Consider the following 22,195-nt stretch of genomic DNA (forward strand, 5'->3'; position numbering starts at 1 on the left):
GTTGATGACCACGTGAGGGTACGAAAATGAAGGGTAAAATAGTCAGAGATAAAATACCTCTACAAGTACCGGGACAGTACAGAAAATGTACATCGGATGAAGAAATATTGTATTTAGCAAGAAAATTGGTCGAGGAAGGAATAGAATTTCTCATATCATTAGATCCCGTAGAGCTAGCCGATGTATACGAAGTACTTTATGAAATAACGAAAAGAATTAATGTGGATATAGGAGAACTTAGGAAGCAAAAAGCTTCGGAGAAGGGAAATATGGTAAACCTTTGGTGCACAGAAGAGCAGCCGTAAATTCTTACAGATTTACAATTTAATTTTCTATTTATACCTAGCCTTATTATAGTACCTTGAGTGTAATGCTCACGAAGTAACGCATTGCACAGGATGAGGTGAATGCTGGATGATAACATTGATAGAGTTCCTTAAAGTTCTAATACAATACGCTTTACTGATTTCATTGCCATTATCCTATAATCTAACTCATTTAGACAATTACATCGATGTACATCATATAACCGAATACTCGAACTATATTGTTAATGATTGCAAAATTTCCATACTTAGACTTTCTCCGGGTCGTTATATAATACCTCAAGCGAAAATTACTATTTTCGTTTCCCCTCAAATGCTGGCCTCACAGAAATCGTTCCTATTATCAAGTCTACAGAAATTACTGCAAAATAAATATGAGGTGTATTTAGTTAAACTGAGATGTCCGGACTATCCTCACTTAAACGACCTCCAATTAAGGAAATTCTTTAATGGCATCCTTAAGAGCCAAATATGTTATGGATGGGGTCCTGAAGCTTACTATTGCGATTACGTAGATTCCATTATTAAGATAAGGGATTCGCCTATGGGCTCGTACGAACTCTTCTTGAATTCAACTCTATTAGATAGCTCCAAGGGTTCCCAACTTGCTATTAAGTACTTGATCAAAAGCGGTAAACTAAAGTCATTGGGCGTTTCCAGATGGATATACGTTAATCATCGCACGTATGCGATTGGATCGCAAGTAACCCCTTCGCTCTTAGACGGTAATGTGGATGAGATATTTAGATTAGCGGATAAATGGTTATCGACAAAGTAATGCAAAAAAGCTGTAATCAAGATCACTTCGCGGTCGAATTATTTTGAAGAGAAGTGAACTGCTGAAGTACGTTGCCTTACTAACGCTTTTGATAGCATTAGCGTCAATCTCTGGTCAAGCATGGGACGATTACGTATTCATTGAATCTGCACGTCTACTTCTTCAAGGAAAGGATCCCTATGCATATTCTGATAGCATTAAGGCTTATGTAGTTGGTTTAGGGCCAATGTGGGTAACCTATCCTCCATTGCCGTTGCTCTTATGGGCGCTTTCGATTTCGCCGCTAGTCTTACTAAAAGTTCCACTCTCATACTTATATTTACTCTTCATAAAACTTCCGTCAATCGTAAGTATACTATTTTCTATAACTATAGCAAAGAGGATGAACGCTAACTGGAAGATATTGTTGTTAAACCCAATAGTAATAACCTCGATATTCATTCACGGTATGTTTGATTCCATCGTAGCCTTCTTCTTGTTACTTGCTCTCTACTTCCTTATAAGTGGAAAGGTTGAATACGGTGGGATTGCGTATGGATTAGCGCTATCCACGAAACAGCACGCTATTTTAGCACTCCTACCGATACTTTTCTATATTTATAGGAAATTTGAATCGCTTCGGATGATTTTAAGATTCGGACTAATGGCACTTGGAACTTTCGTCCTAATAATCTTACTTTACTCGTCTATATTCGGATTCAGTAATTTAGAAGCTTTGTTCAGATCTATATTCCTCTTTCATTCACATAGACCCCCCAATTCGTTAGGTTTCGGTGGATTTGCTGTTCTGAACTTCTATTCTGATGCTCTGTCTGGGTTCACTGGCAATACTGCAGTAGCACTAAGTATGGGCTCAGTTGTGGAGTTATACAAGGTAATTGATAAAGCGTCTCTACTATTCATTCCATCATATTTAATTCTATCTATCATTATTAGAGATCCCTTTGAGGGCGTACTTCTCGCGTATTTGGTTTATATACTATTAAGCTACGTTGGTGCTGTTCAACACTTAGTCGTTCCTGCTGTCCTTTATACCTTCGCATATCAATCTAGCCCGTTGTTAAGGAGGTATTCTAAGTTACTGATGTATGCATTTATTCTATATTCGATCCAACATATATTGAGCTTCTGGGACTTGTTCCCAATGGTCGTAAACCCCTTATTCCTAAAGTCGTTCGGATTATGGTTGGCCAAGGTTTCCAGGATCATAGATTACGTTTTCGAATATTGGGATGTGGTCCTTCGGATAATTGGTTCGATATCATTGTCCCTTGCTTTCATCTCACTAGTCTCATTCATTGTAATGTACTTTAAGGATCATAGAAGGTATGCTTCGTACCTTGTAATTGGATCGTACATATTGGAATTAATAATACTCATTGCACTGGCTCCTAGCTTAACCCATCATAATGAGATGAATGGAAATGAGATTGTGGAGGCGAAAGGTTGGTGTTTAATAGTACCTTGGGAGAACATGGAATATCCCGGGCAAATGTACGGAGATTACATGTCGAAGTTCGCAGTTCCAATCTATGGCTACTATTCGTTTTCAAAACCTATCGCAGATAAACTAGTTCATGAGTTGAAGGGCAAATGTAACATCGGAATATTAGCTAGGTTAGATCTCTTTAGGGGGTATGAATACACGGATTTAATAAGCTCCTTGATCCAAAACAAAGTTAAGTACGCATGGGTATTGAGTCCAAATAATTACATTGACGGAGTTGGTAGCACTTCTCCAAACTCATTTAAACGCTTGTTGGAGGTGATAAGGGTAAATACACCCGTTAATGGATATTTCAAACTAGGAGGTATCTTGGACATCTTAAACGAAACCTTAGGATTATTTAAGGACATTACATACTATGACGGTTATTATAAGTATAATGGAAAACCGCTATTGTTAATCTTAGGTAACCTATCTACTAGGGAACTAGAAATTATCGAAAAGTACGGTTTCGCCATTGACAGATTCAATGGCACTATTATAAATATTAGAGATATGGAGCTATCCATATCCTAAGCAACGAATTGAACTCTAGTTCGTATTCAACTTTCATTGGTTTATCCTTACCAAAGGAAATCTTCGCCATTTCCGCAGCTTGGTATGCTCGGGACGCGTCATTCAAATGAGAAATAGAGTATTTAGCGTGGGCATCTGTATCTATATTTAAGGAAAGTAGCGGATTACCAATAGTTAGTATAGCATCATACGATTTGTTAACTTCACTTGCATGAACCTTGATTTCGTTTGTCTCCTCGACAGCACTCAAATAGACCTCATCACCAACTACTTTCGCGTCAGCAACTATATCTCTGAAATCCTTAGGTTTCATTGAAAAGCTCGCTTCTAATTCAACGTCCGGTTCTCTCAGTTCCTCGCCGATTGAGAGTTCACTTGCCAAAATTTTGAATTCCCTTTCAACACTTGTCTTCTTATTTATGTATCTTATAACGAAGTATGGTGAGCTTGAATCGTAGTTTAGCTCGACGATGTCTTCACGTGTTGCTCTTTTTATAGCATTAGCCACTTCGCTTGAAGGTATTTCTACTAGGGCTTCCCCACCTTCTACATAGTATTCCTCGAACGATGTAGAGGTTAATTCGAATACTATCATTAGGTTGTTGTCACTACTCATTTGCCTTATAGCTAGACCGTTTTGATCTATCTTTATTGGTAATGTATCGAGAAGTTTAACTATTGGCTGCCATATTTTCTTGAATTTAGTACCACTTGGATATACAGCGCGCAGTGTTACCATATTTCTAATTACACCGAATTCTAGTAGGTCTATCAAATTCTTATTTTATTAGCCTCGGCCACGCGTTGGAATGTGGGTAGATGTAATGGAAATTGAAGTGACCGTAGACATAGGAAAGTATAAATGGGTAAGGTTGCCTCGCGAAGACGCATTGAAGTTATTAGAAATAATTGAAACGAAACTTGGAGAGAGTCCTAGAGACTTACAAGAAGCAATGAGATACATTCGCCACTTCGATGAATTCTATCAAGAGATGAAAAAGAGGTTTAAGGATTTCATTGCACCAACGCAATCCTTAAGTGACATGATTAAAGGAACTGTTGTTGTTGATAAGCTCTCACTAGAAAAGGAGGGAGGTAAAGATTACGTAACTATAGTATTCGACAGGAGGGTACCATTAGATGTGTTGAAGGAAGCACTGCAGGAAATGGGATACAGTGTTAGAGAGAAGGTGGAAAAAATATGGTAAGGGTATTGAGAGTAATGATTCACTCGTATGATAACGAGATCTTGGAAAAAGCTCTAGATTCTATTAGGAAAACGTGTAATTGTGAACCTAAAATATCTAAATCAAAACTCATTCCAAATTACGCATTTGTAGAACTCCCATTAGTAATCTCACCCGATTCCGTTTCTAGGTTGTTAAAAGAATTAGGTATAGAGGATTTCAAGTTAGTTGTAATAGATTGAATTACTTCGTCTACGTCTAATCTAATCATCTTGATTCTTCCATTATGGAATTTCACAAGAGCTTCGCCTTTCCGCAGCAACGTAACGTAGCTACAGTAATCGCGTAGAGACGTACATATCCAATTATCTTTGTCTAACCTATTAAGTTTAAGTACAATCCAAGTGCCTATGTTACTCCATATCTCATAGCTTAGATCACTTGGGGACTGGGTTGCTACTATAAGACTTATTCCCTTACTCCTTCCTTCACGAGCTATTTCTTCCAAGAGGTTACTTTCTATAAGCCACGCTTCATCAACAACTATTACCTTCCTTAGATCTTTTGAAGGTTCCATATTTACTATTTCATCCAGAATATTCTCGATCACCCTGTTAATTTCTTCTTTTCTTAATGTAGAAGTCCCCTTAAATCTGTACACTTGCACCGGTATCTCCATTTCTCTTAATATATACTCTAGGTCTCCTTTGGGATCTATTACTATCACGTTAACGTAGGAAAGGAGTAAATGTATTCTTATTATGAGTGAAGCTAAGATTGTTGTCTTGCCCATACCAGTGCTTCCAATCACCCCTATGTGATGTCGTATACTGGTAGGTGGAATGAATTCTATGCGATTGGATTCAATGTCGATCCCTAAGTATATACCATCGCTTATTGTTGATTCAAGTGGTGGATTAGCTAAGGCTAGAGCAATGGAAGGTACTACTATTCCATTTTCCTTTACAACCTTCGGGTTAACCATCTTCTTGAGTTCTCTTGAATCGATGTCGCGTACTTGCGCTTTGAAAAGGCTACTCAACAAGTTTTTTAATGTATATTTCTCGGCTTCCAAGCGCTCTAAACCCCTTGAGTAGAGTAGGTAATTGATCTCTATTCTCGAAGGTAGTGTAGACGTGGAATAAAGCTTCAATAGTTTTTCTAAGTACCCTATTCTCAATTCTATTCTAATATCAGTTGGATCGTTCATTTTTTGTACTTTTAAATGAGTTAATTCCCTCTCAATACTCTTTATAATAGATACCGGATCGATGCTTTTCTTTAGTAATCGTATTTCCAAAGCTACGTCTAAATTCAATCTGTTTAAGAACTGAGTATACATTCTAATAATCTCGTCATACTCTTCAAGAAGTTTTACTGAATCTATATCTTCAACTCTCAATCCCTTTACATATATAGGTCCCCTCTGAGTTCGTATACGAACAGTATTGGAATCAATTTCCTCAACAACCTTCTTTCTATTCTTAGGCTTGATTCCACTTTTACATATAATGAATGGTGTAACAATGGCAACAAGTAGTTCTATTATTCCCATTACGTTCTTACCACGTTCTTACAACGATCCTTTTAACACCACCAGAGAGTAGCGTAGCTAAACTATAGATCGTTATCGATATAGTTGTTAAGTGTATGTATGGGATAGAAGCTAAAAAGAACGGCGCTAAAAGTATATCTGCAGTAGATAATTTCTGCTTAGAAACCCTACTCAGAAGTTGTAGACCCAGTTTGTTTGAGAGGTAACCTAGTTCGAAAAGGCTAGGTGGTGTAAAGCCTTTCTTTCTTCCATTTATTATAATATCGACCTCATTCCCTTTATCTACATCGAAAGTGACTTTCCAGACTTCTATGCCATTCCATAATTCATGTTCTAATTTACCATTCTTAACGTTGGATGAAAGATATATGCCGACAGTTTTTTCATCAAATATTCCCGAAAATGCTATTGAAACGCCTTGACAGTTCTCAAGAGGAACGAACTTGAATCTCATTATTAAATAACCGTCTTGAGAGGTCTCAAACTTTGGTGGAGAAGTATAATAATATAAACTACAAGGTAAATAAATTGCTATTCCAGGATCGGGTACAATTAATCCCTTCACTTTTATTTTCGAGTTAGTGAGAATAGTGTTAGGGCTAACATAGATCTTCTTCCAATCTTCTTCAGATACATCTATCTTAATACCAAGCAATTCCACTTTGATTTCAGAACGAGGCCAAGGAACACCACCTAGTGTATATGCGGTATCAAAGAAGCCTTTTGGATTCGTTGGATATATTCCACATATTCCTTTTAAATCACAAAAATATACTAAAGCGTATGGAACGTGATTTCCCTGTTCATCCAAGAGAGTTCCTTGAAGGTAGAATACGTTATAAGGTCCTCTCTCAAAGACCCCGGAGGCAATCATTTCAACGAAGTTAGCAATTGTTGGACTCATTGCTACAAATAATTTCATTATAGGTATAACGAGAGGCGTCATTACGTAAGTTACAACACCTAAAGAGAACATGAAAGCACCAGCAGATTTCGTAATTTTAAATGGAATACTCATGAGCAATATACCTATGGATAGGAATCCTGGAAGCAAGAGTTCCGATATTCTAGCTAAAATATAGAGAGCAGTCCAACTATAAACAGCTAACTTGAGGCTCGAAAGAAATATGTCTAGGAATGGTCTCGTAAACAGATTATTGAAGACTTCGATACGCGAATACGCTACGTATAATGCCTCTAACACTTTCCCTAATGGAAACTTATTAAATACAGTTTTCATTACCTTTGAAAGATAGTCTATAGTTATATAAGTAGATGCAATACCCTTATCTATCTCCAAGATTTCTTTGATATAACTTTCTCTATCCATTCCAATAAGAGCATAAGTTTTATCTAGAAACCATAATATTAGGAAGAAGGATGAAGTGAGTGTGAAAGTTGTGATAGAATCTGAAATGAGTATGGGGGCCCACCTTTTGAGACTTGGGAGGGGAAGTGGAATCGAATAGAGGAGGGTTCCTATAACGTACGTTAGAGCGGACAACGCGGCTGAAATTGCTAATATACCTAATATTAGGTCCATTAAACTCGAACCCTCCTTGTTCAACAAATATCAAGCTAAGGAGACCAGTGGGGTGATCGAAAGTTGGTAAGTACCAAAAAGAGATGGCGGATCAGAACGAACATAGTATGGGACGTAGACAAGAACGTTCCTGTATTTAAAGATACATGTTGGGATTGTAATTACGTAGAACTTCCAATGACGGACCCCGGTGACGCTAGACCTTCTTTTGATAGTGATCGAGACCTCCTCGCTAAGACTCTAGAAGAAGAGTTTGGTGCTGGAAAGTACCTAAATGAAATAATCGGTAGCGGATCTTTTCTTGTAAATAAAGGGGCAGGATTAGACGATTTCAGAGAGATTTTTAGTCGCGGAACTATAGTTGGAAAGCTCTATTGGGATATTATCAAGAGAAGATGGCGTTTCCGGCCTAGTTACTCAGCAGCGAAGATTATGGTTGAGAAGGGAGTAATACGAAAGGTAACGGTTCTCGACTATCCTAAAGAAGGTTCCAATATAAGTGGTAATTGTGAAGTCGACGAACACGTAGCACTAGTACTCAATGGCGAACCAATTGGAATAGGGTATTGTCGTAGCAATGGAAGAATTAGAGTAGTAACTACTTTCCCCAAGGAATTGTATGGTCGGGAACCGTTCCCAGCGCCTGACATACCTACCAATATTCACGATTGGATTAAGGAGAATGAATTAAGAATAAGAATGATGACCTCTCAATCAGAAAAGTTCCTATATCAAATGATCGAAAAAGTAAAGAAACCAGTCACGGTGTCGTTCTCTGGAGGTAAAGATAGCTTAGTCTCTCTTCATCTCACGTTAAAGTTCGTGACTCCCACAGTAATATTTAATAATACTGGGATAGAGTTACCCGAAACTATAGAAACAGTACGCAAGGTCGCATCGAAATATAATCTCGAAATAGTAGTCGCTGACGCTGGAGATGATTTTTGGCATGCTGTAAAAATGGTTGGTCCGCCTGCTAGGGATTTCAGATGGTGTTGTAAGGTAACCAAACTCGTTCCAATGGCTAAATTGGCAAAGGAAAAGTGGCCTGATGGTGCATTAAACGTAGTGGGTCAGAGAGCGTTTGAGAGTATTGAAAGGTCGAAATCACCTAGAGTATGGAGAAACAAGTGGTTCCCTCATATATTAAATATATCACCGATACATGAATGGACGCAATTGGACGTATGGTTCTATATATATAAGAATAACTTGGTTGAGTTAGTAAATCCTCTCTATTTCAAAGGATTTGAAAGAATAGGGTGCTTCATGTGTCCTGCGAGTCCATTGGCGGAGTTCGAAACGACCAGAAGCGTACACCCAGAGTTGATGGAACGTTGGGAAAAAGAGTTAAAGATATGGAAAGACAGGCTAAACTTACCAGAAGAATGGATAACCTATGGTTTATGGCGTTGGCTTTCGCCTTCTTCAAGGAAAAAGTCATTAATGAGAACAGTCGGTATCGAATATGATGTTTGGATAGAATATAAAGGTAGACTTCATCCACCAATTATTGAGAAGAAGGTTGGCGATGGTTTTGTTCGCTTGAAATTTCTTTCGAATATTTCCCATTCTTTATCCGACCAGGAGAGCATTATTGGTAAGAAAAGAGATGGTAAATTGAATGCAGAGGGTTACTCAGTTACATATAAAGAGAATGTAATTGAGATCGAAGGCGAAAATGCCATAGAGGGTGCAATAGAAGTCTCTGCATTGATATACAGATGGTTCAAATGTATGAGATGCAAGAGTTGTGAAGTATGGTGTCCAACTGGTTCGATCAAAGTGACTACGCGTCCAAAGGTTAACGCTGAAACGTGCATAAGTTGTAAGTTGTGCTTAATTGAGTGCCCCATGTACGACCCGTTCTCAGACAGAATAGTTTCCGCTGTTCTACTAGATAGGTTCGACGGTTGGAGGAGGAGCACGAAACCCCTTAGAAAGGAAGTACTGAAAGAATTGAAAAAGACCTTTTCGAAGCCCGTTGGTGAGCCACCCGTTACTGATGACGCTGCAGAATTAGGAGGTTTATAGATTTTGTTTCATTAAAGTAATTTTAAGTGAGACGTCAACTCGTTAACCATTTCCTCCGGTGCTGGACCTATAGCTATAGCTGTCAAGGTGTTAGGTGGTAACTGAGTAAGACCAGCATCTCTAATAAGAGAGCATGGTAGACCTTTCTTAAGAGCTTTACTATACAATTCTAATAATTCGCTTTCAGAAGAAGCTTTTAAAACAACCTTCTTCTGGCCTTCCATTCTCCATTTATGAACCCATTCACGCCATATAGCACGTTCTAATGCGATAAAAACTGCTTCGCATGAAGCGTGTGCTACTTGAGCCGCTATTTTTCCTCTTCCCATTTTAAGATCCGTTCTCACTACAATAGATTGCTTGAATTTCATTCACGTCCACCTTTAATCCGCTCATTCTGATAGCATATATTACGTCCTTACACGTAGCTCTTAACCATCCAGCTACTTCAATTGCCGTTTTCAATGGATCTTCACCTTGCCTATATGCTTTTATCATCTCTTTCGCTATTCTCCACCTTTTCTCAGTACTACTCATAACTTCTATTATCGCTTTCTCTATGTTTCCTTGAAGCTCGAATCGAGCCCTTAACAACGCGTAAACTAATTTGTGAACTATTTGGGGAACTCCTATCGTACTTCCACGTAGAGTTATTTTCCTTCTCATGCATACTTTACAAGGAATCTTCGAGGTTAGACCTTTCCTAGGAATTTCCTTATCTACAATTCCACCGAAAATGAAGTATTTAGCTGACATCAGCTCCGTTATACTAAGTTCTCTTTCCGCGTTAGGATCAAGTAATATTACTCCATCTTCGTTCTCTATATCTTTTATAGATAGCAATTTAATGAAATTAGTTTTAATATCAATGACCGAGTTTAGTGGCAAATCTATTAAGACGAAATGTTTGTCCCAAAGAAACGTTCTAACGGCATTGAGCGATTCCTTAACTTGCATCTTTAGTTTCCTCTGTTCGCGCGGCGTATGGAGGTCGAAAAACCCCATATATATGCCTACTCTCGGATACTCGGTAACTAATGGTTCAATATGGGTAACCTTAATTTCACCATTTTCTTGATGAGTAGCATCGCTTGTTTCTGTACCTCCACGTAGAGCATACCAGACGCATTCTTCATCCACGCATCTCTTGAACCACCTTTTGCATTTGATTCCCTCTCCTAGTTTAATGGAAGAGCCTTTAAGTAGCATATGCACAGCAGTCTCTTGGAAGGGATCTCGAATAAATCGCTTATTCCTTACATTATATTTACTGGCTAGAACATTTATACCTCTATCGGAAAGCACTTTAATGAGGGCTTCGCCGGGTCTGAGGTTTCCCAAGGCTCGCGAACCTCAATTGGGGATGTGGAAAAGCGTAAAGGCCTGATAGGTGAAGAGGCTGAGCTACGCTGAACTCATATATATCCTTCTTTGAGCATTAGCTCGGCAGTAAGTAGGCTTACGCCCGATGCTCCACGCAATAAGTTATGGCCGACCGCGACCATTCTAATTCTCCCGCTTTCCATAACCTCTATACGTCCCACAGTCACTGACATACCATTTCCATTATAGCGATCTAATCGAGGTTGTGGTCTATCTTCCTCTTCCCTTACTATTATAGGTGAAGGCGGAGCTGTAGGTAACGAAAGCTCTTGCGGTCTGGATCTGAATTCCACGAGAACGTCTTTAACGAGGTTAGCATCGACGCTCCTCTTGGGTTTAATATAGATGACTTCAGTATGTGAATCCAAAACTGGTACTCTAGTTGTAGTAGCCTCTATAGAGAATTTGGATGGCTTGATTTTTCCATTCTCTAGTTTCCCTAAAATCTTAACGCTCTCAACTTTCACTTTATATTCTTCTTTGGAAATATAGGGTATTATATTGTCTACTATCGAATATGCTGGAAGACCTGCGAATCCCGCACCGCTAATCGCTTGCATAGTTACAACGCTAATTTCCTCTATCCCGAACTCATCTAAGATAGGCTTTAGAGGTAGAGTTAACACGGCTGTGGTACAGTTTGGATTTTTAACGAGTTTCGCACCCCATCGCGTTTGATATTTCAAGAGTTCTAGATGTTCACTATTGACCTCAGGGTTCATAAGGGGAACGTCAGGTTCAAGTCTAAAGGGCGAGGCATTCGAAACGACTGGTATCCCTTTCTTGAGATACTTTAGCTCTATATCAGCTGCAACCTCACTAGGTAATGCGGAGAATATGAGATCCACCTTTTCCGTAAGTTGATCAGGATTACTTGCATCGAAAACGACATAGTCCTTGAACTTCTCGGGGAAAGGTTTTGGTATAATCCACTTTACTACCTCTTTATATTTCTTACCAGCTGATCTCTTAGAAGCGCCTAGTGCAACCACTTCGAAATATGGATGGTTTTCGAGAAGACTCGCGAACCATTGACCGGCCATTCCAGTGGATCCTAGAACGGCGACTTTTACCTTATCCATAATCTAAGACCCCATAGATCGCATAGCCTCGGAACCAATAACGTTTATTGAAAGTAATGAAATACAATAGTTAATATATCGTTTCGTGTACCGAAGGACGGTGATCAGCATGGGGGGAAGGCAAAGGACCAGTCTGTTCATGGAAAGTGCGTCTGAGAGAAGTAAAGTAGAGAAGAGATTACAAAGCAAGAAAGGTAAAGGTTCTAAGAAGTAAACACGATATTTATAATTATACCCTTTAACTAATTTACTTTCTTATTACGGCCTACACGAGGTCTAAAGATTGCCTAGATGTCCTTACAGGCAATTACATATCTCAATACCGAGCGATGCCCTGTCGACATACCCCTCATTAAGAGAAAAAACCTTAGTAGCTGGATTCATTGCACGAGCTATTGCAGCTTCGCGATCGGAAAGAGTTGCTATATATCATACGGCTTCAGATAACGGTTTAGATGTTCTAATCTCCATTCTGAAATATCTAGCTGAGCCTGTATACCTTAGGAAGAAACTCTTTCCGCTCAAACCAGAGCTTAAGTATGTGGGAATATTACCACCACTAAATATACCTAGTCTAAATGAAGGATTTAGGGATAAGGAAAGCTCAGCGCTCGTTAAAGTTGGATTAATTGTTGACTGTCGAAAGGGATCTAGAGCAATAATAGACATTGGAGAAGAAAAGGAAGTGGTAGTACAATACGATAAATGCAGAAAAGGAAATACCGTTATGGTATTAATAAAGGAGAATGATGAGCTGGTCGTCCTCCCTAGGAAATATGGAATTTGGCATGGCACGTATTGGGGCTATAAGGTTACAGTGTATAAAGATCTAAACAAACTTATCGATGAATACAGGAAAAAGAAGTTCAAGGTAATTGGAACCTCGAGATACGGTGAATGGCCAGGGAGATTGAGAGAAATCATAAGACCAGACTCTAAGGTAATTATAATCTTCGGTTCACCCTCGGAAGGTTTATTAGAAAAAGTTGATGGAAATGTGTTTGACGTTCTCGTAAACACGTTCCCTTGCCAAGGAGTTAAGTCAATTAGACTCGAAGAAGCGATTTGGAGTACGCTAGCTCTCTATTCTTCTCTTGAGTACGGATTATAGAGAACGATGTTGGACTAACTTTGGACAAGTTTTGGACAACCTTTGGATGATCTTTGTATAAAATATTGGATACCGATTTAGACAAACCCATACGATACTTTTCTCCCAGAACTCGTTTACCGGCTTAACTATTACATAAGAGTTTTGTATAATTTACTTTATCGAATCACTATAATGAAATGTTAACTCGTGTAATATTTCTGAATACAACTTTCAACCTGTGAAATGTTATACAACGTACTGTACGACAATGAATACGAAAGAAATCTAAGTGATGTTCAAGTCTTGTCCAAGACTTGTCCAAAGTCAATATCTTTCGAATAATTCAAAGGTATTTGAGCAATTCTATTAAACGTCTATCCGCGACCCTGTATTTACTTCTCCTCTTAGATTTCGTATTGGAAACCCTTTCTACGAGTCCCTTCTTTAAGAGAGGCTCCTTTAACCTATAGTGTATCGTGCTTTTCGCAACCTCGTAGCCTTGTTCCTTTAACCATTTAGTGACGTCGCTAGGCCCGGCCTCACCGAGAATAGCCAAAGCTTTCAAGATCATTCTATCCAACTCGTCTAATTCAAACAATATTGTAGTTTCCATAGCCCTTTCGGCCTCTCTAATTGCTAACTCAATGTGTTTCTTCGTCATTTCGCCTTCTTTGGCTGCATATGTTAGTGCTCTTTGTGCAACTTTAATCGTGTCTCTTAGGATAGGGAAATGACTCCATATTTCTTCAATCCATTCTTCTCTAAATGGATAAAATTTGTTATCAGGCTTGGAATATCCCTCTAATCTCTTTAGGAATACGTGTTTTACTTCTTGGAAATTGTATCCGGGTATACGAATTTCTATAAACTTACTTACCACATGGGGATACTTCATTCTAAAGTTTTGTAAATGGTCCGGGAGAATTGTTATTATGAAAGTAGCTTTGTTTTGGCCTTGGAGGAGTTGATCAAACCAAAAAGCTAACTGTTCGAATGAGTCCGAGAAAGCAAATCCATCAATCATAAAGATTAATGGTATTGAAGTATTATCTATAACGAAGCTTAGCGCAGATTTCAACGTATCTAGATCAACCTTTCCAAATCTCTCGAATCTCGTGAGGACGTTCTCGACGACTTGTGAAAGATATTTGAATACCTTCTCATATTCTTGGTTAACTCCTACAAAGTATATCCAGCCTGGTTTCTTGAAACCCCTTTCCAAGCCTTTGAGCATGTTATATAAGAACTTCTGTAGATTCTCATCATATGTGGTCTTTACAACGATTGGTATGTTCTTCTTTACAGATGCTTCAAGTGGTGATTTCGGATATGGTAAATCTAACTCTCTTCTCCAATAGTTCAAGAAGGTTGATTTGCCTAAGCCATAACTTCCTACAACGAATACTCTTCCGTTCCCTTTTTCCTTAATAATTCTTTCGAAAACCAATTTCTCGAATAAGTCGTCTGGTTCATATCTCTTTACGTAAAATCTTAACATTTCTCCATCTAGGGGTGCAGGCTCAAACCGACGTATCAATTCGTAGAATTCGATAGTCCCCGTATAACAAATAGGTGTCTAAATGTAAAAACGAGGTAAGCGTAATCTTTGGATAATTTGGACTATTCATTCCTGCAGGAATTTGGATACAACAATATTGCAGTACGACTGAAGTATTCGTACGAAAAACTGTTAGGATATTTGTACAAGTATTATAAGTTGTCCAAACCTGCAGGAAGAAGGATCGAAAATAATTTCGCGAGGAGGGGTTCAAGGGGTTGGACGTTTCAATGAATAAAGAAGGGGTTGCTAAACCTAAGCTAATAACTAGAATATTAAGAGCGATCTACCCATTACATGACGACGTTGTCGCTAAGGCATTCATTAAGGCAGGCCTGTATCGAAAGGCACTAGAACTTCTACCTCCTTATTGGAAAAGAATAGTAGACTTGGGATGTGGAACTGGAAGGACGTTTGAAGTTGTGGAAGAAGGGAAAGTAGTAGTTGGTTTGGACTTAACCTTAGATTTTCTTAAAATAGCAAAAACTCGCCATCGACAAAAACCATTTGATTTGGTATATGGCACAGCTACCCACTTACCCTTCAGATCTAACTCATTTGATGGAGTTCTAACCTATACTATGATGCATCATTTAACATATGATGAGAAGCTAAGGACCCTTAGCGAGATAGCCCGTGTAAGCGATACATACGTCTTCGGGGAAGTAGGAAAGAAGCTTTGTTGGAGTTCGATATTATTGAAAATGATTGGTTCGAAAGGTTTGATATCCAAGGACGTTTTCGAGAAAGTCGGATTGAGAATAGAAGTTTGGGAGGATCCGAAGTCATTTTGTCTAATAATAGGAAAAGCGAGCAGATTAAGAAAGGAATAACCGCCCTAGAGTAATGGGAGATTGGGATTGAAAACGAAGATTCTAACCTCTCACTCAGGAGGCTATCCGAGGCCTCCAGAATGGCGTAAGAGCATTGATGCTTATCAAGCCGGAAAGATAGATTACAAGGCCCTTATGCGGAATTGGGAACTCCAAACGAGCTCAGTTATATTTGAACAAATGGAAGAGAACATAGACATTCTAACCTCTGGCAACTTGTTTTGGGATGATCTATTCAGACCGTTTGCCAAAGCATGGGATGGAATGGAGCTACCTGAAGTTGGTGGATATTACAGGTTTTACGAGCTCAACTTCTATTACAAAAGGGCAATAGTCAATGGAGAAATAAGACCGACTTATCCAGTCCTATATCACGAACAGAAGTTATTAAAAGAGCTAAATGGAAGATCTTCTAAAGTAGTAGTTCCAGGTCCATTGACTTTTGCGTTGCATGTCGAAAACAAGTACTATCCGAACATTAAATCTCTTTTAAGAGATATAACCTTAGCGCTCGCAACGGAGCTTGAGATGGTTAAGGACTTCGTGGACTATATTCAAGTGGATGAACCAGCATTAGTTGATCCAGAGGTTAACGACGAGTTAAAGGGCCTTGCGATTCATTTCATTAATGAATTATCAGCGTTGACTGACGAGAAGAAGATAATAGTTAAGACCTATTTCAAACCAGCAACGGACATTTACCATCTAATAGAAGATCTGGAGGTTAGCGGGATAGGTTTCGATGCTGTAAGTTGGAATTATGAAGATATGAAGGAAACAGTATCCGAATACGGATATCCTTTCGATGTCCTAGATCTCGGTATCGGGGATGCATTAAATGTAAGACTTGAACCAGTCGAAGAAACCGTAGGTAAAGTAATAGGATTAATGGATGAAATAAAGGTTAAGGAACTACATATCTCTCATAACTATCGACTTGATCTGCTACCCTATTCGCATATTCGAAAGAAACTGAGGAGACTTAGCGAGATAGTCATTAATCTAAGAAGACGTATTCTTGAGGAGGTGGAGTAACGTGAGTAACGCATATAAAATACCCAAAGTACTACCGACCACTGTTGTCGGAAGCTATCCAAAGTTTCCCGAAGCTAAGAAAGCGTTAAAATTATATGAGAAAGGCGAAATAAGTGAGGAAGAATTCGAACAACTCATTAAGGAAGCGATAAGAAAGGCAGTTGAAGACCAGATTGAAGCAGGAATAGACATAATCTCTGATGGTGAGCAAAGAAGGGAAGATATGGAAGTTTACTTTGCAGAGCGTCTTGAGGGATTCGTGGTCGGAAACAATCCTGAAGATTGGGTTAGAATATTCGATAATGTACATTATAGGAAACCCATAGTAGTTGGTAAAATTGCTTGGAAAGGACCTATGACCTTAACCGATTGGAAATATGCAACCGAATTCTCTCAAGGGAGACCCGTAAAGGCTATAATAACCGGGCCGTATACCATGGCTGACTGGGCCTTCGATAATTACTATGGCGACAAAAGGGAACTAATAATTGATTTGGCTAAAGCTCTACAGAAAGAGCTGAAAATTCTCTACGAAGCCGGAGCTAGATTCCTTCAAGTTGACGAACCGGCCTTATCAACCCATCCCTACAAAGACGATATTGAAATAGCAAAGGAAGCGCTTTCCATAGTCTTTAGCGGAATGGAGGATGCTAAGAAAATAGTACATATATGCCATGGAAGAGTAGAGAAGTTATTCCCAGATATTCTAGATTATCCTGTTGATCAATTCGATTTAGAATTCGTAAATAACAACTTCAAATTACTTGAGGCAATAAAGGAATATGATTACGCATCTAGCGGAAAAGAGCTCGGGTACGGAGTAATAGACATTCACTCGAAAAAGGTCGAAACTAAGGATTTCATAAAGAACGCAATTTATAGAGTACTTGAAATTATGCCACCAGAGAAGGTCTACGTCAAACCCGATTGCGGTTTAAAAATACTGGGTGATAGGGACATAGCCTTCAAGAAAATGAAGGTGATGGTAGAAGCTACAAAGGAGGTTAGAAAGGAACTCGGGTACGACGAAAGTTAAGCTATTTTGCTCCCATATATCTCGAGTAGCTGACACTTGTCTTTCAACTTTTTCAATCTATCTGATAGCTCAGTTAATGAAGTAACCTCTATTTCGTTCTTGCCAAATCCCATTTGGACTCTAGTTAGATCCGGACATATGTCTCCCTTTAGTACTATGTTGCAAGCATCACCGCTCAATAAACCTTCTATGTAAATACAAGTATCTCTCGTAGTCATATAAAGGAAATCAGTAATCTTCTCTATAGACTTCTTAGCTGCGAAGTGAACGTATGATGGTTTGAAAGTTAACGACTTCCTTGAAGGGATCGGCATTGAGACCCTTGCTTCAGGGTTATCTCGTAAATCAACCTCTATTTTCTCCTCATCTAGTTGAATTATCTCAGCTACGCCTTCTACAGAGACCAAGGCCCTTTGAAAAATATCGACAGCTTCCGAACCGCGTAGCGTTCTTCCCTTATAGATTACCTCTAATCCTATTATGACGTTTCTTAGTATTTCAACGTATATTGTAATAGGACTTCCGTCAAGAACTCCATCAACTGAAATCCTTCCTACGAAATTCTCCGAACTCAGTTCTTCAATTAAATCGAGTAAGCTGTACTCTTGAGGCGAAACTCTCTTGAACCCTATGGTCTTTCCAGAACTTATGAATGGCATCTAATTTCACACCTCCTTGAGGTCTTCTATTATTTTATCGAAGTTTGGCGCGTTAGGTGATAAAATAAATAATGATACAACTGATGAATCTTTTAAAATCAATATAAAGAGATGGTTCTGGAATTGATCCTTGCGTGTTTCAACGAAAGCCATTAACTCTTCCAATTCATCTCGGAGTGCCTTGAAGTACTGTGAATTAAAGTTCTCTATATCATTTAATAGGACTATTGAGGACTCATGTAGTACTATTCGAGGCTTTTCGTTTAAGATCTTTTCTTCTTTCGGTTTGACCTTATATCCAAGTAACTTGTATTTGAGTAATTCCTTTCTCCCATGAACCATTATTTTAGAGGTTAGTCTGCCTATTTCATCTAGTTCTTTAGCCATTTCCTCGATGACTTTCTTACTTTTCTCGATAAACTCTTCTGGACCGTGTGCAACTATTATCATATCTTAATGACCCCCGTAACTACTTCTCGTGCCTTATTGATAAGGTTCTCATCAATTACGAAATTGATTGGTGCACAGTAAGTTGGTTTAGAAAATGTTACTATCCACTTACCTGAGCTTCCAAGGGGGTATTGGAAGGCATCCACACCGTAGATCGCACCCACTTGTTCTGGCATAGTTAGAGAGGCACCTATTATCGTTTTATTACATTTCACTACATCCAATATCCATCTATCGTTTACTGAGACTATATTATACGCTACATCTTCTTCCGATCCTAGGAGTTCTCTAAGTTCCGAAGGTGGATCAGGAACATCGAGTAACATACTTCCCCAATTATCCGTATCTACTGAAACGGACGAAGGTTCGAATAATTGAACTACCGGTATTACCGTGCCGTTCAAAACGAGCGCTTCTCTTACTCTTATTTCTTTAACTAGTGTTAAGAGAGATTCGGGCGATTCTAGTTTTATGTAGTCTGGGTCCATCATCTCTATGAATAGTTCCTCCGAACTCATCTTTATGAACGTTATTTCTATTTTACTTGGAATTGAAAACGCCGCCAAGTCACCTTTGAATGCTATCGCTACACCATCTGTAATGAGAATATCTAGCGGTGGCCATTTTACATTGAGTCTCCCGCTTAATCCAGCACTCCTAATTTCTTGTAGTGCTTCGAAGAGCGTATTGAATTTCTTATAGAACGTGCCACAACTCCAACAGACGTTACTCATGGCTTCCTACCCTGGGACAACCCTTTTTACACCTAATGGAGAGAGGTATTCTAATGCGATTTCCTCAATACGACTCCAAGGCACATCTTCATTACTCTCTATTCTCAAAAACGCGATCTTCTTTTTCACTTGTAGACTGAAATCCGTTATTTCAATGCCCAAAGCCTCGAGACGATAAAGCAGACCTAGTACTGCTTTTCCTAAAGCCACAATACCAGCAGAGGAAATGTAGTGAGATTCCGTGTCAAATGTAATTAGAGAGTCGGCGGTCATTTCACTCAAGCTTGAAACTTCCGGTGGAGGCGCTGAGAACAAGACCGTGACTATATCCTTATCATCGCCTATTTTTTCAAAGAACTTGGAATATTCAACTTCGTTGCCATTTATTGTGGCTTTGATAATTTCTCCATTACACATAATTAATATGCCAGAGTTCCCTTTCTTACTATTAAGAATAGTTATTTGAGTACATACTGAAGGCAACATATTTTCAATCGCATTACGTATACACTTCAAGCTCCCACTTGAAAGACCGTAAGGAACTTGAGAACTCATAGGTGCATTCTTCCCCATCATGATTTTATTGAAATAAAAATAAACTTAGTCATACAGTTAGCTTAGGGGTATAACAGTTTTGGAAGGTGAAGGAAAGGAAACAAAGGGCGTGAGAAAGATTTCAACTACGACCGATATAATGAATGCAATTAAAAACGTGGAACGGGGAATTGCAATACTCTTAGTACTTAAGAAGGACTTAACGTGGGAACGCTATATTTTACACATAGAGAATAAAAGGATAATTTCCGGTGAACCCAAAATACCCTCTGAACGAGATTTGAAGGATTCATTAATGTCGCTTCTCGTCTTACCACGTGTCCGAATCATCGAGGAAGGAATCGAAAGAATGGTTGAAAGCGCGGGGCTTGACGTGGAGACCCTTCCGGAAGATGTGAAGAGGCTAGTTCAACTAATTCCGGGTATTGAACTGTTCATTCCAGACAAGGAACTTGTGGAAGCTAACGTGAGCGAAACTGTTATCCCAATAAATGAAGTAGTGGACGAAGTCGTTAGGATAGTTGAGAACATGATTGAGGAAATGGGTCTCAAAGGTGAGGTAAAAGTAGTAAACAGAGAGTTAAATATTGTAATCAGTAAGAGGGTTCCGAAGAAACTGGTACAACGATTAGAAAAAGCTCTCAAGGCAAGGTTAGGCGATATGTATGAGATCAAAATAACTACGGGGTGATGTAGAAATGATACTATTCTTCGGTAAGAAGAAGAAAAAGAGAGAAGATACTGTCATTGTAGGGGTAGAGAAGGATAACGTCTTCGGAACTATGAGTCCTAAAGGAGGAGTTGGAAAAACTAGCATAACTGTTGAAGTAGCATCATTAATTACACTCAAGGATATGTCAGTTGCACTAGTTGACTGGGATCTGTGGTCTCCTAGGCTCACGAGCAGGTTAATTGGAGTAAACGAAGGTCCTGGCCTCTTAGAACTCCTCTTAGGTGAAGCAGAGCCTGACGAGGTACTCAGAAACGTCGATTTCACTACGACCTCCGGTAAATTAATTCGATTCAAAGTTGTGCCTGCTTCCGATAAAGAGGCGTTAACCAAGGGCTTAATGAAGAGGTTAGCAACTGAATTGGAAGAAAAGTACGATGAGATAAAGGAAAGAGCAATTAATCTCTCGAATTACTTAGCTAGTACCACTGACATCGTCTTTAATGATTATCCCGTACCAAGCGGCCCAGCTCCAGCTCCCTTCCATAAAATTGCAGCTAGCGCCACCCATTGGCTAAATATAGTCATAGATGCTGTCCCAACAACTGCGGAGTACGCGGCAAGATACGTAGAGATGTTCTACCCAACTCTCCCGATATTCATCGTATTCGTAAACATGATAAGACCAGTTCATCACGAATATAGCGCGGCTGTTGCGAGAGCACCCGAGCTATGTAAGAAGTTCGCTGCTAAGTACGTAGCCTTCGTTCCATTCGACGGTAAGCTTTACGACGTAAAAGTATCTGGGGCAGCTCCCCCAGCAAGTATAAACTATAAGCCCACGGAGTCTGACGCTCTAAAAGTACTTCGAGATGCTGCTATGAAGATAGCGCGTAGAGAGAACCCAGCTGGATGCGTTGCATTACACTTGAAAGTACTCTAATCTTAGAAATATTATAGGTAGGTGATTAGCGTGAATCAGTGGAAGGAAGAGATACGAAAGGTCCCCGGATATGAAATAGAATGGTACGCCGTGTTCGAAATTACTGAAGGTAATCTAGAATTGCTTGACAAGGAATCAGTCTCTATTGAGGTCCTACGTAAAATAGAGCCTATGGTAGCTAGTGTGATTCATGACTTAAAAGCCATTTCGGAAGCAGAACTGAGAGACGAACCTATGGAGAAAAGGAAGTTAGACGTACTTGTTAATACAGAGAAAGGATTTATTAGTATGAGTTTAGTGTCCGATAGCATACTTGTAATCGCTTCACTGAGAAAGAAAGAATTTTAAAGTCTTATTATAGCAACCCTAGGTCTCAATCCATCCCATATCGCTTCAACTTCTATTTCGGATTCTAATTCTGGTTCCGAAAAGATTGATCTAAATATAGCTATTGAGGACCGTAGTGTACTTAGGGACTTCATCGTATATGTGAGAACCCTCAGGGTCTGCTTAATTACCATTTCCTTATTCGGATCGACCAATATGGTTATACCAGGATAACTAGCGGAACCCTCGCCTTCTCCAGTCCATTCCTCTTCTATGATATTTAGAACTCTCTGAAGGTTCTCTTTACTTATATTAACTGAGTTCTCCATATCAGATAGAAGTTCTTTTAGACTATTGTACTTCTTTACTTCTAAAGGCATTTCCACCAAAC

Annotated in this window: 24 protein-coding genes; 12 read left to right on the forward strand and 12 right to left on the reverse strand. The window is 39.1% G+C overall.

The window, feature by feature from the left end; all coding sequences use genetic code 11:
* Positions 1-26 precede the first annotated feature (26 nt).
* The 3 genes from EYM_RS07350 (at position 27) to EYM_RS07360 (ending at position 3,127) form a co-directional block, all read left to right on the forward strand.
* Positions 27-305 carry a nucleoside triphosphate pyrophosphohydrolase family protein gene (locus EYM_RS07350; RefSeq protein WP_075050471.1) on the forward strand — a complete coding sequence of 93 codons (279 nt, stop codon included), beginning with the start codon at positions 27-29 and terminating at the stop codon, positions 303-305.
* A 109-nt stretch (positions 306-414) separates the two neighbouring features.
* On the forward strand, positions 415-1,104 hold the full coding sequence (locus EYM_RS07355; protein ID WP_075050472.1) for a hypothetical protein: 690 nt from the start codon (positions 415-417) through the stop codon (positions 1,102-1,104).
* 43 nt (positions 1,105-1,147) lie between these two features.
* A complete protein-coding gene (locus EYM_RS07360; protein WP_075050473.1) occupies positions 1,148-3,127 on the forward strand; it encodes a hypothetical protein in 1,980 nt (659 codons plus the stop codon).
* On the opposite strand, the gene EYM_RS07365 is transcribed toward EYM_RS07360, so the two are convergent.
* Positions 3,099-3,866 carry a beta clamp domain-containing protein gene (locus tag EYM_RS07365; protein WP_075050474.1) on the reverse strand — a complete coding sequence of 256 codons (768 nt, stop codon included), beginning with the start codon at positions 3,864-3,866 and terminating at the stop codon, positions 3,099-3,101. The two genes, EYM_RS07360 and EYM_RS07365, sit on opposite strands and share 29 nt — an antisense overlap.
* 85 nt (positions 3,867-3,951) lie before the next feature.
* Here EYM_RS07365 and EYM_RS07370 point away from each other — a divergent pair, with 85 nt between their 5' ends.
* Positions 3,952-4,335: a hypothetical protein gene (locus tag EYM_RS07370; protein ID WP_083495127.1), complete on the forward strand. Its 384-nt coding sequence runs from the start codon at positions 3,952-3,954 to the stop codon at positions 4,333-4,335.
* A 118-nt stretch (positions 4,336-4,453) separates the two neighbouring features.
* Here EYM_RS07370 and EYM_RS07375 read toward each other — a convergent pair whose 3' ends face one another.
* Together EYM_RS07375 and EYM_RS07380 are read right to left on the reverse strand one after the other, a co-directional pair.
* Positions 4,454-5,869 (reverse strand): helicase HerA domain-containing protein, encoded by a 1,416-nt coding sequence (locus EYM_RS07375; protein WP_075050476.1) that lies wholly within the window; start codon positions 5,867-5,869, stop codon positions 4,454-4,456.
* 7 nt (positions 5,870-5,876) lie between these two features.
* Entirely contained in the window at positions 5,877-7,412 is a 1,536-nt protein-coding gene (locus tag EYM_RS07380) for a hypothetical protein (protein ID WP_075050477.1), read from the reverse strand.
* A 63-nt stretch (positions 7,413-7,475) separates the two neighbouring features.
* Here EYM_RS07380 and EYM_RS07385 point away from each other — a divergent pair, with 63 nt between their 5' ends.
* Entirely contained in the window at positions 7,476-9,446 is a 1,971-nt protein-coding gene (locus tag EYM_RS07385; RefSeq protein ID WP_075050478.1) for a phosphoadenosine phosphosulfate reductase domain-containing protein, read from the forward strand.
* An 11-nt stretch (positions 9,447-9,457) separates the two neighbouring features.
* Here the strand turns inward: EYM_RS07385 and pth2 are convergent, their stop codons facing one another.
* The 3 genes from pth2 to asd form a co-directional block, all read right to left on the reverse strand.
* A complete protein-coding gene (gene pth2, locus EYM_RS07390; RefSeq protein WP_075050479.1) occupies positions 9,458-9,817 on the reverse strand; it encodes a peptidyl-tRNA hydrolase Pth2 in 360 nt (119 codons plus the stop codon).
* The gene (locus tag EYM_RS07395) at positions 9,777-10,787 is read right to left on the reverse strand and encodes a hypothetical protein (protein WP_075050480.1); all 1,011 of its coding nucleotides are present in this window, start codon (positions 10,785-10,787) and stop codon (positions 9,777-9,779) included. Before EYM_RS07395 ends, pth2 begins: the two co-directional genes overlap by 41 nt.
* Positions 10,788-10,861: 74 nt before the next feature.
* A complete protein-coding gene (gene asd / locus EYM_RS07400) occupies positions 10,862-11,914 on the reverse strand; it encodes an aspartate-semialdehyde dehydrogenase (protein ID WP_075050481.1) in 1,053 nt (350 codons plus the stop codon).
* 280 nt (positions 11,915-12,194) lie between these two features.
* On the opposite strand from asd, the gene EYM_RS07405 reads away from it, so the two are divergent.
* On the forward strand, positions 12,195-13,022 hold the full coding sequence (locus EYM_RS07405; protein WP_075050482.1) for a putative RNA uridine N3 methyltransferase: 828 nt from the start codon (positions 12,195-12,197) through the stop codon (positions 13,020-13,022).
* 325 nt (positions 13,023-13,347) lie between these two features.
* Here the strand turns inward: EYM_RS07405 and EYM_RS07410 are convergent, their stop codons facing one another.
* On the reverse strand, positions 13,348-14,502 hold the full coding sequence (locus tag EYM_RS07410) for an ATP-binding protein (protein ID WP_075050483.1): 1,155 nt from the start codon (positions 14,500-14,502) through the stop codon (positions 13,348-13,350).
* Positions 14,503-14,780: 278 nt separating this feature from the next.
* On the opposite strand from EYM_RS07410, the gene EYM_RS07415 reads away from it, so the two are divergent.
* The 3 genes from EYM_RS07415 to EYM_RS07425 are packed head-to-tail and all read left to right on the forward strand — an operon-like array spanning position 14,781 to position 17,466.
* The gene (locus EYM_RS07415; RefSeq protein WP_075050484.1) at positions 14,781-15,395 is read left to right on the forward strand and encodes a class I SAM-dependent methyltransferase; all 615 of its coding nucleotides are present in this window, start codon (positions 14,781-14,783) and stop codon (positions 15,393-15,395) included.
* A gap of 27 nt (positions 15,396-15,422) precedes the next feature.
* Positions 15,423-16,430, forward strand: coding sequence for a hypothetical protein (locus EYM_RS07420; RefSeq protein ID WP_075050485.1), 1,008 nt, complete (start codon positions 15,423-15,425; stop codon positions 16,428-16,430).
* 1 nt (position 16,431) lies between these two features.
* Positions 16,432-17,466 (forward strand): methionine synthase, encoded by a 1,035-nt coding sequence (locus EYM_RS07425; protein ID WP_075050486.1) that lies wholly within the window; start codon positions 16,432-16,434, stop codon positions 17,464-17,466.
* Here EYM_RS07425 and EYM_RS07430 read toward each other — a convergent pair.
* The 4 genes from EYM_RS07430 to EYM_RS07445 are packed head-to-tail and all read right to left on the reverse strand — an operon-like array spanning position 17,463 to position 19,864.
* Positions 17,463-18,125 (reverse strand): hypothetical protein, encoded by a 663-nt coding sequence (locus EYM_RS07430; RefSeq protein ID WP_075050487.1) that lies wholly within the window; start codon positions 18,123-18,125, stop codon positions 17,463-17,465. The two genes, EYM_RS07425 and EYM_RS07430, sit on opposite strands and share 4 nt — an antisense overlap.
* A gap of 6 nt (positions 18,126-18,131) precedes the next feature.
* On the reverse strand, positions 18,132-18,575 hold the full coding sequence (locus tag EYM_RS07435) for a hypothetical protein (RefSeq protein WP_075050488.1): 444 nt from the start codon (positions 18,573-18,575) through the stop codon (positions 18,132-18,134).
* Positions 18,572-19,309 (reverse strand): hypothetical protein, encoded by a 738-nt coding sequence (locus EYM_RS07440; protein ID WP_075050489.1) that lies wholly within the window; start codon positions 19,307-19,309, stop codon positions 18,572-18,574. The genes EYM_RS07435 and EYM_RS07440 overlap by 4 nt, the downstream gene beginning before the upstream one ends.
* 6 nt (positions 19,310-19,315) lie before the next feature.
* On the reverse strand, positions 19,316-19,864 hold the full coding sequence (locus EYM_RS07445; RefSeq protein ID WP_075050490.1) for a hypothetical protein: 549 nt from the start codon (positions 19,862-19,864) through the stop codon (positions 19,316-19,318).
* 79 nt (positions 19,865-19,943) lie between these two features.
* Here EYM_RS07445 and EYM_RS07450 point away from each other — a divergent pair, with 79 nt between their 5' ends.
* The 3 genes from EYM_RS07450 to EYM_RS07460 are packed head-to-tail and all read left to right on the forward strand — an operon-like array spanning position 19,944 to position 21,825.
* On the forward strand, positions 19,944-20,555 hold the full coding sequence (locus EYM_RS07450; protein WP_075050491.1) for a hypothetical protein: 612 nt from the start codon (positions 19,944-19,946) through the stop codon (positions 20,553-20,555).
* Positions 20,556-20,562: 7 nt separating this feature from the next.
* Complete coding sequence (locus EYM_RS07455; RefSeq protein ID WP_075050492.1) at positions 20,563-21,477, forward strand: P-loop NTPase; 915 nt, start codon at positions 20,563-20,565, stop codon at positions 21,475-21,477.
* Positions 21,478-21,507: 30 nt separating this feature from the next.
* A complete protein-coding gene (locus tag EYM_RS07460; protein WP_075050493.1) occupies positions 21,508-21,825 on the forward strand; it encodes a hypothetical protein in 318 nt (105 codons plus the stop codon).
* Here the strand turns inward: EYM_RS07460 and EYM_RS07465 are convergent.
* A complete protein-coding gene (locus tag EYM_RS07465; protein WP_075050494.1) occupies positions 21,822-22,184 on the reverse strand; it encodes a hypothetical protein in 363 nt (120 codons plus the stop codon). The genes EYM_RS07460 and EYM_RS07465 overlap by 4 nt on opposite strands.
* Positions 22,185-22,195 lie beyond the last annotated feature (11 nt).

It is taken from the genome of Ignicoccus islandicus DSM 13165 (genome assembly GCF_001481685.1).
GTDB lineage: Archaea > Thermoproteota > Thermoprotei_A > Sulfolobales > Ignicoccaceae > Ignicoccus > Ignicoccus islandicus.